Consider the following 15,773-nt stretch of genomic DNA (forward strand, 5'->3'; position numbering starts at 1 on the left):
CAGCAGCAGAGCCGCCAGAAGAGCCGGCAGAAGTTCCGGCAGACGTACCCAGCAGACCTGACAAGGAGACCCCATGGCTTCGCTGACCCCGACTCCCGTGACCGCCCCGCCGCCGGCCGCGGACGCCGTGTCGGGCGCCCGGATCGCCGCGCTCGAGGAGCGGCTGGGCGCGCTGGAGGACCGGGCCGAACTGACCGCCCTGGTCGACCGGTTCGTCCACGGACTCGACGACCCCGGCCCGCTGACCGAGGCCTGGTACCGCACGCTGCTCACCGAGCGGGCGCGGCTGAACCTCCCCAACGGCAGCCACACGGGCATCACCGGACTGCCCGAGTTCCTGGCCGCCCCCAAGGCGCTCTTCGCGGGCAACCAGCACTACGCCACCAACTGCGCCGTCGCCGTCGAGGGCGACCGCGCCACGGCCCACGCCAACCTCCACGCCGTGCACATCCCGCTCGACGACTCCGCCCCGCTGTTCACCGGCGGCGCCCACTACGACGTACGCGCCGAGCGCACCCCCGACGGCTGGCGCATCGCGGAGCTGACCGTGAGCGTGCTGTGGACCGCGCAGGGGGCGCGCGGATGACGCCCGGTCTGCCGGTGCTGGACAAGGACGAGCACCCGCCGGCCGAACCCGGTACCGAGCGCCCGGCGCTGCTCGCGGGCGAGGAGCACGACGTCCCCGACCGGCACATCTTCCGCGGCACCGACTGAGAGCTTTCCCTTTTTCCGATTTTCCGAAGATTTTCGGCAACGTCCCCGGAACCGGGGCGAGAGGAAGAATCTGCCATGAAAGCCCTGGTGTTGTCGGGCGGGTCGGGGACCCGTCTGCGGCCCTTCAGCTATTCCATGCCGAAGCAACTCATCCCGATAGCCAACAAGCCGGTTCTCGAACACGTCCTGGAGAACGTCCGGAGCCTGGGCGTCACCGAAGTCGGGATCATCGTCGGAGACCGTGCGGCGCAGATCAGCGCGGTCATCGGCGACGGCCGCAGGCTCGGTCTGCGCATCACGTACATCCAGCAGGAGGAACCGCTGGGCCTGGCCCACTGCGTCTCGCTGGCCCGGGAGTTCCTGGGTGACGACGACTTCGTCATGTATCTCGGCGACAACATGCTGCCGGACGGCGTCGAGGCCGTCGCCCGGGAATTCGCCGAGAAACGGCCCGCGGCCCAGATCGTCGTGCACAAGGTGGCCGATCCGCGCGCTTTCGGTGTCGCCGAACTCGGCCAGGACGGCCGCGTGGAACGGCTCGTGGAGAAGCCGGAGCACCCGCGCAGCGACCTCGCCCTCGTCGGCGTCTACTTCTTCACGCCCGCCATCCACGAGGCGGTGGCCGCCATCAGCCCCAGCGCCCGCGGCGAGCTGGAGATCACCGACGCCGTCCAGTGGCTGGTCACCCGGGGCGACCAGGTCACCGCCAGCACCTACGACGGCTACTGGAAGGACACCGGCCGCGCCGACGACGTACTGGACTGCAACCGCAAGCTCCTGGACGGCCTGACGCACTCCGTGCGCGGCCAGGTCGACGAGGCCAGCGTCCTGATCGGACCGGTCGTCGTGGAGGAGGGCGCCCGGGTGGTCGGCTCGCACATCGTCGGACCGGCGATCATCGGCGCCGGCACCCTGGTCGAGCACAGCCACATCGGCCCGGACACCTCCATCGGCCGCGACTGCGTGCTGCGCCGCACCCACCTGAGCTTCTCCATCGCCCTCGACGGCGCGACCGTCACCGAGGTGCGCGGTCTGCACGGCTCGCTCATCGGCCGCATGGCCATCATCGGCCCCGCCGACGGGCGGACCCCGCACCACCGGCTGGTCGTCGGCGACCACACCACCATCGAGGTCGCGGCATGAGGATCCTGGTCACCGGCGGTGCCGGCTTCATCGGCTCGCACTACACGCGCACGCTCCTGGACGGCGGATACGACGAGTACGAGGGGTTCGCGGACGCCCGCGTCACCGTCCTGGACAAGCTGAGCTACGCGGGCAACCGCGACAACCTCCCGCTCCACCACCCGCGGCTGGACTTCGTCGAGGGCAGCGTCTGCGACCTGCCCCTCCTCCTCGACCTGCTGCCCGGGCACGACGCCGTGGTGCACTTCGCGGCCGAGTCGCACGTCGACCGGTCCCTGGAGTTCGCCGCCGACTTCGTCCGCACCAACGTGGGCGGCACCCAGGCACTCCTGGAGGCCTGCCTGCGCACCGGCGTCCCGCGGACGGTGCACGTCTCCACCGACGAGGTGTACGGGACGATCGACGAGGGCTCGTGGACCGAGGAGTGGCCGCTGCTGCCCAACTCCCCGTACGCGGCCTCCAAAGCGGCCTCCGACCTGATCGCCCGCTCCTACTGGCGCACCCATGGCGTCGACCTGTCGATCACCCGCTGCTCCAACAACTACGGGCCCCACCAGCACCCCGAGAAGCTCATCCCGCTCTTCGTCACCAACCTCCTGGAGGGCAGGCAGCTGCCGCTCTACGGCGACGGCTCCAACGTGCGCGAGTGGCTGCACGTGGACGACCACTGCCGGGCCATCCAGCTCGTGCTCACCCGGGGCCGGGCCGGCGAGATCTACAACGTCGGCGGCGGCAACGAACAGACCAACCGCGACATCACCGAACGGCTCCTGGAGCTGTGCGGAGCCGACTGGTCCGCCGTCCGCCAGGTCACCGACCGCCTGGGACACGACCGGCGCTACTCGCTCGACGAGACCAAGATCCGCACCGAGCTCGGTTACGCGCCGCGCATCCCCTTCGAGCGGGGCCTGGCCGACACCGTCGCCTGGTACCGCGACAACCCGCAGTGGTGGAAGGCCGGCAAGGACAAGGCCGGGCGGGCGTGACCGGCCGCCACGTCATGGTCCTCGGCGCCACCGGATTCCTGGGGCGCCACATCGCCGACGCCTTCGAGGCCGCGGGCGACCGGGTGCTGAGGGTGTCGCGGAGCGCGCCGCCCGGGGCCGCGATCGACCTCTCGGCCGCCACGACACCCGACCTGGCCGCCTTCCTCGCGGCACACCGGCCCGACGTGGTGGTGAACGCCGCGGGCACCGTGTGGCAGGCCGACGAGCGCCGGATGTACGAACTCAACGACGCGTTCGTACGCCGCCTGGTCGCGGCCCTGCCCGGACCCACCAGGCTGGTCCAGCTGGGCAGTGTGCACGAGTACGGCCCGGCCCCGGCCGGCGTCCCGCTCACCGAGGACCGCGAGCCCGCCCCCGCCGGCACCTACGGCCGTACCAAGCTGAGCGGCACCCGGTGGGTGCTCGGCGCCGCACGGGAAGGGCTGGACGCGGTCGTCGTCCGGGTGGCCAACGCGTGCGGGCCCGGGGCGCCGCCCGAGAGCCTGCTCGGCAAGGTGGCCGCCGAACTGGCCCGGCAGGCCGGCCGGAAGGGCCCCGCGGCCGAACTGCGGCTGTCCCCGCTGCGCGCCCGGCGCGACTTCGTCGACGTACGCGACGTGGCCGAAGCGGTCGTGGCGGCCGCCGGCGCCGACCGGAGTACGGCGGCCGGACGGATCGTCAACATCGGCCGGGGCGAGGCCGTTCCGGTGCGCGGGCTGGTGGACCGGATGGTCGCCCTCAGCGGACTCCCGGTGCGGCTCGTGGAGCTGGAGGCCCCGGACGGGACCCGCGCCGCCTCCGAGTGGCAGCAGACCGACATCGCGCTCGCCGGACGCCTGCTCGGCTGGCGGCCCCGGCGCGAACTGGACGAATCGCTGCGAGACCTGCTCGCAGCCGTGTGAACCCCATCAGCGACAACAGGCAGGGAAGGCGACGATGAGCGTCCACAAGGAACTGGTCCTGGACGAGGTCCGCAAGTACCACCGCGACACCCTCGCGGACAACGGATTCATACCCGGCACCACCGAGATCTGGCCGTCGGGGGCGGTGTTGGACGAGGAGGACCGGGTGGCGTTGGTGGAGGCGGCGCTGGAGATGCGGATCGCGGCGGGGCGCAGTTCCCGGAAGTTCGAGTCGGCCTTCGCGCGTCGGATGAAGCGGCGCAAGGCGCATCTGACGAATTCCGGTTCCTCGGCGAACCTGCTCGCCACGACCGCGCTGACTTCGCATCTGCTGGAGGACCGTCGGCTGCGGCCGGGTGATGAGGTGATCACGGTGGCGGCCGGGTTCCCGACGACGGTCAACCCGATTCTGCAGAACGGTCTGGTGCCCGTCTTCGTCGACGTCGAGCTGGGCACGTACAACACGACGGCGGCGCGGGTGGCGGCGGCCATCGGCCCGAAGACCCGGGCGATCATCATCGCGCACGCGCTGGGCAACCCCTTCGAGGTCGCCGAGATCGCCCAACTGGCCGTGGAGCACGAGCTGTTCCTCATCGAGGACAACTGCGACGCGGTCGGAGCCACCTACAACGGTCAACTCACCGGCACCTTCGGTGACTTCACCACGGTCAGCTTCTACCCGGCGCACCACCTCACGATGGGCGAGGGCGGCGTCGTGCTCACCCAGAACCTGGCGCTGGCCCGGATCGTGGAGTCGTTGCGTGACTGGGGCCGGGACTGCTGGTGCGAGCCGGGTGAGTCCAACAAGTGCCTGAAGCGGTTCGACTACCAGATGGGCACCCTGCCGGCCGGCTATGACCACAAGTACATTTTCTCGCACGTCGGTTACAACCTGAAGGCGACCGATCTGCAGGCGGCGCTGGGCCTGACCCAGCTGGCGAAGCTGGACGGTTTCATCGCCGCCCGCAAGAGCAACTGGCGGCGGCTGCGCGAGGGCCTGGACGGCGTCCCGCATCTGCTGCTGCCCGAGGCCACCCCGAACAGTGACCCCAGCTGGTTCGGTTTCGTGATCACGGTCGATCCGGAGGCGCCGTTCAGCCGGGCCGCGTTGGTGGACTTCCTGGAGGACCGGAAGATCGGTACCCGGCGTCTGTTCGCGGGCAACCTCACCCGGCATCCCGCCTACATCGGTACCGACCACCGTGTCGTCGGCGACCTGACCAACAGCGACATCGTCACCGAGCAGACCTTCTGGGTCGGCGTCTACCCGGGCCTGACCGACGAGATGCTCGACTACGTCATCGCCTCCGTCCGCGAGTTCGTGGCGGCCAACTCATGAGCACCCTCACCCTGGGCCTGGCCCTCAAGCCCCGCGAGGACCTGGCGCTGCCGTCCCGCATCGCCCGCTCCGCGGCCGCCACGACGGGCGCCCGGCTGCGCACCGAGGACTTCGCGGGCTGGCTCGAACGGCGCCGCCTCGCCCACCACTTCGAGGTCGACCGGATCCCGTTCGACGAGCTCGACGGCTGGTCCTTCCGGCAGGACACCGGAGACCTGGCGCACCGCAGCGGGCGCTTCTTCTCCGTCCAGGGACTGCACGTCACCACCGGCGAGGGCGCCGTGCGCGACTGGCACCAGCCCATCATCAACCAGCCCGAGGTCGGCATCCTCGGCATCCTCGTCAAGGAGTTCGACGGCGTCCTGCACTGCCTGATGCAGGCCAAGATGGAGCCCGGCAACCCCAACCTGCTCCAGCTGTCCCCGACCGTGCAGGCCACCCGCAGCAACTACACCAAGGTGCACAAGGGCGCCGACGTGAAGTACCTCGAGTACTTCACCGACCCGCGCCGCGGCCGGGTCCTCGCCGACGTGCTCCAGTCCGAACACGGCTCCTGGTTCCTGCACAAGAGGAACCGCAACATGATCGTCGAGGCTGTGGACGACGTCCCCGAGCACGACGACTTCTGCTGGCTGACCCTCGGTCAGATCGGCGCGCTGCTGCACCGGGACAACGTGGTCAACATGGACTCGCGCACCGTACTGGCCTGCGCGCCCTTCCCGGACGAGACGGGCGGCGCCCTGCACTCCGACACGGATCTGCTGTCCTGGTTCACCGCCGAGCGCTCCCGGCACGACGTGAGCGCCGTCCGCGCACCGCTGGCCGGGCTGCCCGACTGGCGGCGCGACGACAAGGCCATCAGCCATGTGGAGGGCCGCTACTTCGACGTCGTGGCGGTCCGGGTGCAGGCGGGCAGCCGCGAGGTCAGCGGCTGGAGCCAGCCGCTGTTCCAGCCGGTCGGCCTCGGCGTCACCGCCTTCCTGACCCGTGACATCGACGGGGTGCCGCACGTGCTGGCGCACGCCCGGGTCGAGGGCGGCTTCCTGGACACCGTCGAACTGGGCCCCACCGTCCAGTACACGCCCGGCAACCACGCCCACCTGGGCGAGGCGGGCCGGCCTCCCTTCCTCGACCTGGTGCTGGGCGCGCGCCCGGACCGGATCCGCTACGAGGCCGTGCACGCGGAGGAGGGCGGACGGTTCCTCAACGCCGAGAGCCGCTATCTGGTCGTCGAGGCCGACGAGGACGAGGCGCCGCTCGACCCGCCGCCCGGCTATCGCTGGGTCACCCCGGCCCAGCTGACCACGCTGGTCCGGCACGGCCGCTACGTCAACGTGCAGGGCCGCACCCTGCTGGCCTGCCTGAACGCGATGCGGACGCACACCTGATGGCTCCCCTTCGGATCGGCGTGCTGGGCTGCGCGGACATCGCCCGCCGCCGGGTGCTGCCCGCCATGGCGGCCACGGCGGAGGTCGAGATCGCGGCCGTCGCGAGCCGTGACACGGACCGGGCCCGCAGGCTCGCGCAGCGGTACGGGGCCCGGGCCGTGCACGGCTATGCCGCCCTCCTCGAACGGGACGACGTCGACGCGGTGTACGTGCCGGTGCCCGCCGCGCTGCACGCGCGGTGGACGGAGGCCGCGCTGCGGGCCGGCAAGCACGTGCTCGCCGAGAAGCCGCTCAGCACCGACCCGCGGACCACCGCCGAACTGCTGGCCCTGGCCCGGGCCTCCGGCCTGGTCCTGATGGAGAACGTCATGTTCGTCCACCATCCCCAGCACGAGACGGTACGCGGCTGGATCGACGACGGCCTGATCGGCGAAGTCCGCGCGTTCCGGGCCGAGTTCGCCGTCCCCCGGCTGCCCGATCAGGACATCCGGCACAGTGCGGACCTCGGCGGCGGCGCCCTGCTGGACACCGGGGTGTACCCGGTCCGGGCCGCGCTGCACCTCCTCGGCGACGGACTGCGCGTCCTGGACGCCGTGCTCCACACCCCGCCCGGCCGGTCCGTGGACACCGCGGGCTCGGCGCTGCTGAGCGCGCCCGACGGGGTCGGCGTCCAGCTCACGTTCGGCATCGACCACGCCTACGGCTCGCGCTACGAGGTGTGGGGGAGCGAGGGCCGCCTCACGGTCGACCGGGCCTTCACCCCGCCTGCCGACCACCGGCCGGTGATCACCCTGGAGCGGCGCTCCGGCACCGAGCGGCGCGAACTGGAACCCGCCGACCAGGTCCTGGCCACGGTCCGCGCGTTCGCGGCCGCCGTCACCTCCGGCGCCCACCCCGACCCGCGGGTCCTGCGCCAGGCCGAACTGCTCTCGGACATCCGGCAGTCGGCCTTCCATCCGGCGCCCGCCTGACCGGTTCCCGACATCGAATACGGAGGAAGGCGTGGGCGAATCAACGACGCCGACCGCGTCCGGCCGCCCGCCCGCCGGCCCGCTGGGCCTGCCCGGCGCGTACTGGTGGATCTGGACGAGCATCCTCGTCAACTGGCTCGGCGCCTTCACGGGCCCGATCCTCGCCCTGTCGCTGACCGACGCCCGCGGCTACTCCGTGTCGTACGCGGGCTTCGTGGTCTCGCTGCTCGGCGCCGGAGCCATCGCGGGCTCCGCGGCCGGCGGAATCCTCGCCGACCGCATCGGGCGGCGGCGGACGATGTTCGCCGGGCACTGTCTCACCGCCGCGAGCATGGTCCTGCTCGGGCTCGGCACGGACCGGGGAACCGTGAGTGCGGCGGCGTTCGCCGTGGGACTCGGGGCCGCCTCGGTGCGGCCGGCCGCCCAGGCCTCGCTCGCCGACCTGGTCCCGTCCGCGGACCGGCCGCGTGCCTTCGCCTACAACTACTGGGCCGTCAACACCGGCACCGCGGTCTCCGCAGTCCTCGCCGGTCTGATGGTGGAGCACGGCTACACCCTCCTCTTCCTCGCCGACGCCGCGACCACCCTGCTGTGCGGGGCGGTCGTACTGGCGAAGGTCCCCGAGACACGGCCCGAACTCCCGCCCCCGGCGGACCGCGCCCGGCGGCACTCCGCGCCGGCCGGTTCTCCGGTGCCGCTGCGCAAGGACGCCCCGTTCCTGTTGTTCGTCCTGCTCACGCTGGTCTTCGCCGCCGTCTACGAGCAGAAGTCCGCGGCCCTGCCCGTCGTGGTCACCGGGCACGGCCACAGCGCGGCCACCTTCAGCCTGCTGATGGCGCTGAACGCGCTGCTCGTCGTCCTGCTGCAACTGCCCGTCACGAAGCTGGCCGCCGGCCGCTCACGGGCCGCCGTGCTGCTCGCCGGAGGCGTCCTCGTGGGCGTCGGCTTCGGACTCACCGGCCTGGCCACGGACACGCCGGCGCTCGTCGGCACGGTGGTCGTCTGGACGGCCGGCGAGATGCTCTACGCCCCGCTGGCAGGCGCCGTATCCGCCGAACTCGCCCCGGTCCACCGGCGCGGCCGCTACCAGGGCGCGTACGGGACCGCCTGGTCCGCCGCCGCGTTCATCGGGCCGGCCGGCGGCACCTGGGTGCTCGACCACGCCGGTCCGGGCGCCCTCTGGACCCTGTGCGCGGCGGCGGGCGTCGGGGCCGGCCTCGGCTGCGCCCTGATCCTGCGCACGGCCCGCGGCCGGGCCCCGCACCCCGAGAACTTCCGCACGGCGTCCGCCGAGCGGAGCCGCCGACGCGACAACGGGTCGCGCCGGCCGTCCCGTCCCCTTCCCGGGCGGGACACCATCACCGAGAGGAGCTCCACATGAGCGAGCGCATCACCCCCAACACCTGCGTCGCGGCCTTCGCCCCGAACACCTGCGTCGCGGCGTTCACACCCAACACGTGCGCCCCGGCGTACGCCCCGAACACCTGCGTCGCGGCCTTCGCGCCCAACACCTGTGCTCCGGTGTACGCCCCGAACACCTGTGTCTCGGCGTTCGCGCCCAACACCTGTGTCTCGGCGTACGCCGCGTAATGCAGACCAGCCAGCACCCGAAGCCCGCTCCGGACGGAACCCACCGTCCGGAGCCGGGCTCCGGCCCGTTGTCCGCCATCGTCGCCGGGACCCAGGTGTTCGCGGGCTACGGCGGCACCCCGCCCCGGCTGCACCTGGCCGTGTCCGAGCTGCGGGACTTCACCGACCGCCTGCCGTGGCAGACCGACCGGCAGTCCTTCGGCACCTCCTGGGAAGGCCCGGAGCAGGCCGTACGGTCCGCCGAGGGCGAGGCCGTGGAACGCTTCTGCGGAACCTGCCCGCCCGCACGCCCCGTCCACGGCTCGTACGAACAGCTCACCCGGCGCGGACTGCGCGCCCTCGACCCACGGACCCTGGTGCTCCACTCGGACCGCCAGTACGCCACCGCGGGCTTCCCGTTCCGGCCCTTCCGGCCCGACTCGCCCGCCCACTGGGTCGAGGGCCGCAGCGCCGTCGACGGCGAACCGGTCTGGGTACCCGCGTTCATGGTCTACACGGCTTGGGCACACATGCCCCGGCCGTACCCGGAACCCTTCTACGCCTTCCCCGTGATCGGCGGCATCGCGGCCGGCCCCACCGCGGACTTCGCGCTGCTCTCCGGCCTCGAAGAGGTCATCGAACGGGACGCCGTCGCCGTGTGGTGGGCCAACGCCGAGGCGCTGCCCGCCCTCCGGCCGACGGACCGGCTGAGCGCCCTGGGAGACGGCGCCGAGCACGCCTTCGAGACCCGACTGGTCCGTATCGACAACGAGTTCGGCGTCCCGGTGATCGCCGCCGGGGTGCGCGGCACGGCCGAGGGCTGGCTCACCTACGGCTGTGCCGCCCGCGCGGACGAGGAGGAGGCCGCGGCCAAGGCGCTCGCCGAGGCGCACACCCTCCAGATCACCTGCCGGGTCCTGGACGACCCGGCGACCCGCCTCGCCACCCCCGGCCGGCCCTCGCCGCTCAAACCCTGGCGCGGTGACCGCCGTTACCTGGACGACTACCGTGCCGACGGCTCGGACGCCGTCGAGCAGATCTGCCAGCAGCAGCTCTATCTGGACCGCCGGGCCGCCGACCGCGTGGCCCCCTGGGCCTGGGACCTGCCCGAGGGCTCCTGGACCGGCCCGGCGCACCGCCCGCGGTACGACGCGGCCGTTCTGGTCGGCCGGGTCGCCGCCGCCGGCTACGACGTCGTGACCGTGGACCTCACCACCCCGGAGGCGGCCGCGGCCGGGATGCGGGTGCTGCGGGTCGTCGTGCCGGGGACGGCCGGGGTCGCCCCCGCCGCCTATCTGCCGCTCGGCCGCCGCCGTATGCAGGACACCGCGGTCCGGCTGGGCCGACGGCGGACCCCGCTGCGCGAGGAGGAGCTCAACACCTTCCCGATGCCGCACTCCTGAGCCCGCCGGAGAACACGGTCGCCCCTTCTGTGGTACTGAGTTGGCATGGCGGATGGGCGGTTGCGGTCCCCGTGGGGACGTCGGTTGGTCAGGTTCGGGCTGACGGTGGTCGGCTTCGGCGGAGCCGCCGTCGCTTCGCACCGGTGGAACGGGCAGTCATGGGGTGATGTCCTGGTGCTGGGAAGCTCACTCACGGCCGTGTTCATGATCGTCCCGGAGCTCACGGAGGCCAGGGCCCGCAGGCGGACGGGCCGGGAGGGCCGTTGAACGCCGGTCGTGGAAGCGGCTACTCCGGTACGCCCCTCGCCAAGAAGATCGGCATCAAGGCGGGCCACCGCGTCGGCCTCCGGCATGCCCCGGAGCCCTTCGGCATCCCCGGTCTCCCCGACGGCGTCACCCTCACCCCCGGCGGCCCCCGCGACGCGGACGTCACCGTCGCCTTCTACCGCGAGCACGCCGACCTGGCCGCCGAAGCGCCCGCCCTCGTGGCCGGCCTCGCCGACGACGCCATGCTCTGGATCGCCTGGCCCCGCAAGGCCGCCGGGCATGTCAGCGACATCGCCGAGAACGACCTGCGTGACCTCTTCCTCCCGCTCGGCGTGGTCGACGTGAAGGTCGCCGCGCTGGGGGAGGACTGGTCAGGCCTGAAGTTCGTACGGCGCAAGGAGAATCGGCGCGGCGGCGCGTGACCGCGCCTGGTCGACCCAGGACCCGGCATACGGATCGACCAAGACTCGGCATACGAAACGGCGTACTCAACAAGTCCTTACCGTGAACGGCTAGCATCACGGCCGATGTTTCCGGCGGCCGGATGAGGTGAGGGCATGGGGGAGTCGAACGCGCCGAGGATTGCCGTCGCCGTGGTGACCATGGGGAACCGGCCCGCCGAGGTCGACGCCCTGCTGGAGTCCGTCGCCAAGCAGGACCTCGCACCCGCCCGGGTCGTCGTCGTCGGCAACGGCTGCCCGCTCCCCGACTTCGCCGCCCGGCTCGCCCTGCCCGGCGAGGTCACCCTCCTCGAAATCGACGAGAACCTCGGCTGTCCCGGCGGCCGGAACCAGGCGCTCGCCCGGCTGCGGGAGTTCGGCGACGTCGACATCGTCGTCGAACTGGACGACGACGGCCTCCTCGTGGACGCCGATGTGCTGCGCCGCGTGGGGGAGTTGTTCGCGGCCGACCCCCGCCTCGGCATCGTCGGCTTCCGGATCGCGGACGAGCACGGCGAGACCCAGCAGCGGCACGTGCCGAGGCTCGGCGCCTCCGATCCGCTGCGCGGCGGGTACGTCACCGGGTTCCTCGGGGGCGGCCACGCCTTCCGTACGACCATGCTCGACGAGATCGGGGACTGGCCGGCCGAGTTCTTCTTCGCCCACGAGGAGATCGACCTGGCCTGGCGGGCCGCCGACGCCGGCTGGAAGATCCGCTACGCCCCCGAACTCCTCCTCCAGCACCCGAAGACCTCCCCGGCCCGCCACGCCATCTACTACCGCGTGAACGCCCGGAACAGGGTGTGGCTGGCCCGCCGCCGACTGCCGCTGCCGCTCATCCCCGTCCACCTGGGCATCTGGACACTGCTCACGCTGCTGCGCACGCGCTCGCGGGCCGGGCTGAGGGCCTGGTTCGGCGGCTTCGTCGAAGGAGTCCGGGAACCCGCCGGCGAACGGCGGCCCATGCGGTGGCGGACGGTGTGGCGACTGTCGCGGCTGGGACGCCCGCCCGTCATCTGAGGCTGGTCCCGCTCTGAGGCCGGTCCCTCTTCTGAAGTGAAGGGACGAGGATCCCGGCCGGTCACCTCCGCCGGCCGGGACCCTCTCGCGTCCCCGGATCCGGCCTCGGCGGCGTCACTCCCCCGAGCAACGCGTCGTACGCGCGCACCCCCGGGCCGGTTCCGTGAAGTGATCACATCAGGTCGCGCCAACGGATCGCTAACATGTGGCCAGAGCTTCCGCCCGGCACCGACGGCCGACTGGCCTGAACCTGTCGCAGGGCGGCGGCGCGGAGGCTGGAACCGTAGCGGATTCCGGCGGGCACCGGGCAGGGAAGGGCTGGCGGGAAACCGCCGTACGGAGGGCGGAATTCCGCCAAGAACGGGTGGGTTCGGTCATGGGGCGCGGTCCGCGGTCGGTGCGGTTCGGACTGCTGGGACCGCCGGTTCTTTACGACGTCCGGGGCGACGCGGGTGAGTTGAGCACCGGCGGTGCCCTCGACGAGGTCGGCGTCCGGGTCATCGGCAGTCCCAAGGTGCGCGCCCTGCTCGTCGCGCTGCTGCTCGAAGCCGGCCGGGTCGTCTCCGTCGAGGCCATCAAGGACGTGCTGTGGGGCGGCGCCCCGCCCGCCTCCGCGCACGCCTCGCTGCACAACCACGTGGCCCGGCTGCGCCGTCTGCTCGACGACCCCGAACGGCTGCGCGCGGTGCCACCCGGTTACGTACTCCGCGTCGAACCGGGCGAGTTGGACGTCCACGTCTTCGAACGCCACCTCGCGGCGGCCCGCGGCGCGCACGGCGCCCGCAACTGGGAACGGGTCGTCCGCGAGTGCGCCGCGGCGCTCGCCCTGTGGCGCGGCACCCCACTGAGCGGCCTCCTGACCGACGCCGCCGGCTACGCCTACGCCCAGCGCTACGAGGAGGCCCGACTCCTCCTCCTGGAGTGGCGTTACGACGCCGAACTCGCCCTGGGCGGCCCCCGCCTGGACACCCTCGTCCCGGAACTCTCGGCCCTGGCCGCCGAACACCCCCTGCGCGAGTCCTACCACCGCCAACTGATGCTGGCCCTCCACCGCACCGGCCGCCAACCCCAGGCCCTGAGCGTCCACCGTGACCTACGCATCCGCCTCCTGGACGAACTGGGCATAGAACCGGGCCGGTCGATACGGGAAACGCACGTGGAGATCCTCCGTCAGTCACCGGTGGCGCAGTCACCGGTAGCGGCCGGAGGCGGCCGCCATGCACCGGTGGCGGCGGAAGGCAACCGCCATGCACCGGTGGCGGCGGAAGGCGACCACCATGCACCGGCGGCCGCCGACGGCGCTTCCGCCCCACAGGGGCCACCCGCACTCGACGACGAAAGCCGCACGGGTGGTGCGGGTGGGAAACAAAACCCCACCCCCCACACACCCGCACCCGCCCAACTCCCCCCACCCCCCATCCACTTCACCGCCCGCACCCCCGAACTGCACGCCCTCCAGCGCACCCTCCTCACCCGCCGAACCCACGCCGTCACCGTCATCAGCGGCATGGCCGGCGTAGGCAAGACCGCCCTCGCCCTACACGCCGCCCACCAACTGAGGGAACGTTTCCCCGACGGCCAGCTCTACGTGAACCTCCACGGAGCGACCCCCGGCATGACCCCCCTCACTCCCACCCAGGCCCTCACCGCCCTCCTCCGCGACCTGGGCACGGACCCCCGCGACATCCCCGAACACCCCGACGCGGCAACCGCGTTGCTCCGCTCCCTGCTGGCCCCCACCCGCACCCTCCTGCTCCTCGACGACGCGGCCACCGCCGCCCAGGTCCGCCCCCTTCTCCCCGCCGGCGCCGGCTGCGCCGTCATCGTCACCAGCCGCTCCCCGCTCACCGCCCTCGACGGCGCCCGCCGCTTCCCCCTCACCCCCCTGTCGGCCGAGGAGAGCGCCACCCTGCTCCGTTCCCTCTCCGGCCGACACGGCGACGGCCTCGACGCGGCCCACCCCCTGGTGGAGCTCACCGGCCGCCTCCCCCTCGCCCTCCGCATCGTCGCCGCCCGCCTGGCCGCCCGCCACGCCCTCACCCCGGACGTCCTGGCCCGCCAACTGACCGCCACCGAAGGCCGCCTGCACCACCTGGAGTACGACGACCTGAGCGTCCGCCGCTCCCTCGCCGTCGCCCACGAGGCCCTCGCCGCCTCGGACCGCCCGGCCGACCGCGACGCCGCCCTCCTCCTGCGCGGCATCGGCGCCCTCGACCTGCCCGTCTACAGCGCCCCCCTCCTCGCCCGCCTCACCGGCACCGACGCGCACCGCGCCGAAGCCGCCCTGGACCGCCTCGTCGACGTGGCCCTCCTGGAGGAAACGGCATACGGCCGCTACGCCCCCCACGACCTGGTCCGCGACTTCACCCACGAACTCGCCGACGCGGACACCGACACGGACAGCAACACAGACCCCAGCGCGGATACGACGGCCACCAACCCGCCCCCCGCCGGCCTCCCGGCCCTCACCACCCCCTCCGACACCGCCCTCCGCTGGTACGCCGCCGTCGCCGAACGCGCCCTCACCGCGATCGTCGAACCCGGCCTCGACCAGGACGACCGCCGTCGCCCCACCGCCGCCCAGCCCCCGGACCACCAGGCGGAGGTCGCCGCCCTCCCCTTCTTCGAGTCCGCCGAACAGGCCTTCGCCTGGGGCGACATGGAGCTGGAGAACGTCGTGACACTCGCGCAGCGACACGCCGACGACCCCGACGCCGGCCGCGCCGCGCGCGTCTCCGTCCTGATCCGTCTCCTCTTCCCGTACGTCCGGCGCAGCGGCCGCGTCGCCGAGATGGAGACGCTCGGCCGGGCCGCCCTCCGGGTGGCGCGCCGCCTCGGCGACGCGGCCGCGGAGGCGTACGCGCTGGGCGACCTCGCCGGCCTGCACTTCCTGACCGGCCGCCAGAGCGAGGCCCTCGCTCTCAACGACGAGGCCCTGACCATCTGGCGCCGCCTCGGCCGGGTCTCCTGGACGCGCCGCTGCCTCAACAACCGGGGCCTGCTGCTCGAAGGCCTCGGTCGCCACGAGGAGTCGGGGCGCGCCCTGCGCCAGAGCCTGGAGTACTCACGGCAGTTGAACGACCCGCACGGCGAGGCCGTGACCCACAGCCACCTCGGCAACCTCTACGAGCACACCGACCCGCGCGCCGCCATCGAGCAGCACCGCCGCTCGCTCGCCATCGGCACGGCGATCGGCGCCGTCATCGTCCGGCACACCGCGCACTGCAACATCGGCTATGCCCACCTGACCCTCGGCGAACCGGCCGCCGCCGTCCCGCACTTCGAGGAGAGCCTGAGCGTCCTCGGCGGCCACGGCGACTGGCACGGCGAGTCCCGGACCCGCCTCGGCCTGGTCCGCGCCCTGCGCCTGCTGGGCCGTACCGGACACGCCGACCGCGAGTGCGCCGAGCTGCTGCGCCGCGCCGACGCCCGCGCCGACCACTACACCGGCGGCCTCGCCCGCCACCAGCAGGGACTCCTGCTGCGCGAACGCGGCCGCCCCGAGGAGGCGTGCGCACAATGGCGCACGGCCCTCGAAGCCCTCGACGGCACGGACGAGCAGGCGGTGGTGACGGAGCTGCGCGAGCTGCTCGCCGAGGCGGTCGTACGGTGAACAGCGGCCCCTGGTGCG

General features: G+C 72.8%; 14 protein-coding genes. All 14 read left to right on the plus strand.

The window, feature by feature from the left end; genetic code table 11:
* Positions 1 to 73 precede the first annotated feature (73 nt).
* On the plus strand, positions 74 to 586 hold the full coding sequence (locus ACQEWB_RS26735; RefSeq protein WP_432835211.1) for a nuclear transport factor 2 family protein: 513 nt from the start codon (positions 74 to 76) through the stop codon (positions 584 to 586).
* Complete coding sequence (locus tag ACQEWB_RS26740) at positions 583 to 714, plus strand: hypothetical protein (protein WP_432835213.1); 132 nt, start codon at positions 583 to 585, stop codon at positions 712 to 714. The genes ACQEWB_RS26735 and ACQEWB_RS26740 overlap by 4 nt, the downstream gene beginning before the upstream one ends.
* Positions 715 to 789: 75 nt before the next feature.
* Positions 790 to 1,857 carry a glucose-1-phosphate thymidylyltransferase gene (locus ACQEWB_RS26745; RefSeq protein ID WP_432835215.1) on the plus strand — a complete coding sequence of 356 codons (1,068 nt, stop codon included), beginning with the start codon at positions 790 to 792 and terminating at the stop codon, positions 1,855 to 1,857.
* Positions 1,854 to 2,843, plus strand: a complete 990-nt coding sequence (gene rfbB / locus ACQEWB_RS26750; protein ID WP_432835217.1) for a dTDP-glucose 4,6-dehydratase — start codon at positions 1,854 to 1,856, stop codon at positions 2,841 to 2,843. The genes ACQEWB_RS26745 and rfbB overlap by 4 nt, the downstream gene beginning before the upstream one ends.
* Positions 2,840 to 3,745 carry an NAD-dependent epimerase/dehydratase family protein gene (locus ACQEWB_RS26755; protein ID WP_432835219.1) on the plus strand — a complete coding sequence of 302 codons (906 nt, stop codon included), beginning with the start codon at positions 2,840 to 2,842 and terminating at the stop codon, positions 3,743 to 3,745. The genes rfbB and ACQEWB_RS26755 overlap by 4 nt, the downstream gene beginning before the upstream one ends.
* Positions 3,746 to 3,779: 34 nt before the next feature.
* On the plus strand, positions 3,780 to 5,084 hold the full coding sequence (gene rfbH, locus ACQEWB_RS26760; protein WP_432835221.1) for a lipopolysaccharide biosynthesis protein RfbH: 1,305 nt from the start codon (positions 3,780 to 3,782) through the stop codon (positions 5,082 to 5,084).
* Positions 5,081 to 6,472, plus strand: coding sequence for an NDP-hexose 2,3-dehydratase family protein (locus ACQEWB_RS26765; protein ID WP_432835223.1), 1,392 nt, complete (start codon positions 5,081 to 5,083; stop codon positions 6,470 to 6,472). Before rfbH ends, ACQEWB_RS26765 begins: the two co-directional genes overlap by 4 nt.
* Positions 6,472 to 7,443 (plus strand): Gfo/Idh/MocA family protein, encoded by a 972-nt coding sequence (locus ACQEWB_RS26770; protein ID WP_432835225.1) that lies wholly within the window; start codon positions 6,472 to 6,474, stop codon positions 7,441 to 7,443. Before ACQEWB_RS26765 ends, ACQEWB_RS26770 begins: the two co-directional genes overlap by 1 nt.
* Before the next feature lie 31 nt (positions 7,444 to 7,474).
* Positions 7,475 to 8,824, plus strand: coding sequence for an MDR family MFS transporter (locus ACQEWB_RS26775; RefSeq protein WP_432835227.1), 1,350 nt, complete (start codon positions 7,475 to 7,477; stop codon positions 8,822 to 8,824).
* Entirely contained in the window at positions 8,821 to 9,033 is a 213-nt protein-coding gene (locus ACQEWB_RS26780) for a hypothetical protein (RefSeq protein WP_432835229.1), read from the plus strand. Before ACQEWB_RS26775 ends, ACQEWB_RS26780 begins: the two co-directional genes overlap by 4 nt.
* Positions 9,033 to 10,415, plus strand: coding sequence for a YcaO-like family protein (locus ACQEWB_RS26785; protein WP_432835231.1), 1,383 nt, complete (start codon positions 9,033 to 9,035; stop codon positions 10,413 to 10,415). Before ACQEWB_RS26780 ends, ACQEWB_RS26785 begins: the two co-directional genes overlap by 1 nt.
* 263 nt (positions 10,416 to 10,678) lie before the next feature.
* A complete protein-coding gene (locus ACQEWB_RS26790) occupies positions 10,679 to 11,104 on the plus strand; it encodes a DUF3052 domain-containing protein (protein ID WP_432835233.1) in 426 nt (141 codons plus the stop codon).
* Between the two features lie 135 nt (positions 11,105 to 11,239).
* Positions 11,240 to 12,142, plus strand: a complete 903-nt coding sequence (locus tag ACQEWB_RS26795; RefSeq protein ID WP_432835235.1) for a glycosyltransferase family 2 protein — start codon at positions 11,240 to 11,242, stop codon at positions 12,140 to 12,142.
* A 376-nt stretch (positions 12,143 to 12,518) separates the two neighbouring features.
* Positions 12,519 to 15,755 carry a BTAD domain-containing putative transcriptional regulator gene (locus ACQEWB_RS26800; protein ID WP_432835237.1) on the plus strand — a complete coding sequence of 1,079 codons (3,237 nt, stop codon included), beginning with the start codon at positions 12,519 to 12,521 and terminating at the stop codon, positions 15,753 to 15,755.
* The last annotated feature ends 18 nt before the right edge of the window (positions 15,756 to 15,773 follow it).

Source organism: Streptomyces sp. CA-249302 (assembly GCF_050936785.1).
In the GTDB taxonomy this organism is placed as follows: domain Bacteria; phylum Actinomycetota; class Actinomycetes; order Streptomycetales; family Streptomycetaceae; genus Streptomyces.

What these genes read in the sequence shown, in the direction of transcription:
- ACQEWB_RS26735 (WP_432835211.1), top strand. Translation starts at nt 74, where the DNA reads ATGGCTTCGCTGACCCCGACTCCCGTGACCGCCCCGCCGCCGGCCGCG.
- ACQEWB_RS26740 (WP_432835213.1), top strand. Translation starts at nt 583, where the DNA reads ATGACGCCCGGTCTGCCGGTGCTGGACAAGGACGAGCACCCGCCGGCC.
- ACQEWB_RS26745 (WP_432835215.1), top strand. Translation starts at nt 790, where the DNA reads ATGAAAGCCCTGGTGTTGTCGGGCGGGTCGGGGACCCGTCTGCGGCCC.
- rfbB (WP_432835217.1), top strand. Translation starts at nt 1,854, where the DNA reads ATGAGGATCCTGGTCACCGGCGGTGCCGGCTTCATCGGCTCGCACTAC.
- rfbH (WP_432835221.1), top strand. Translation starts at nt 3,780, where the DNA reads ATGAGCGTCCACAAGGAACTGGTCCTGGACGAGGTCCGCAAGTACCAC.
- ACQEWB_RS26765 (WP_432835223.1), top strand. Translation starts at nt 5,081, where the DNA reads ATGAGCACCCTCACCCTGGGCCTGGCCCTCAAGCCCCGCGAGGACCTG.
- ACQEWB_RS26770 (WP_432835225.1), top strand. Translation starts at nt 6,472, where the DNA reads ATGGCTCCCCTTCGGATCGGCGTGCTGGGCTGCGCGGACATCGCCCGC.
- ACQEWB_RS26780 (WP_432835229.1), top strand. Translation starts at nt 8,821, where the DNA reads ATGAGCGAGCGCATCACCCCCAACACCTGCGTCGCGGCCTTCGCCCCG.
- ACQEWB_RS26785 (WP_432835231.1), top strand. Translation starts at nt 9,033, where the DNA reads ATGCAGACCAGCCAGCACCCGAAGCCCGCTCCGGACGGAACCCACCGT.
- ACQEWB_RS26795 (WP_432835235.1), top strand. Translation starts at nt 11,240, where the DNA reads ATGGGGGAGTCGAACGCGCCGAGGATTGCCGTCGCCGTGGTGACCATG.
- ACQEWB_RS26800 (WP_432835237.1), top strand. Translation starts at nt 12,519, where the DNA reads ATGGGGCGCGGTCCGCGGTCGGTGCGGTTCGGACTGCTGGGACCGCCG.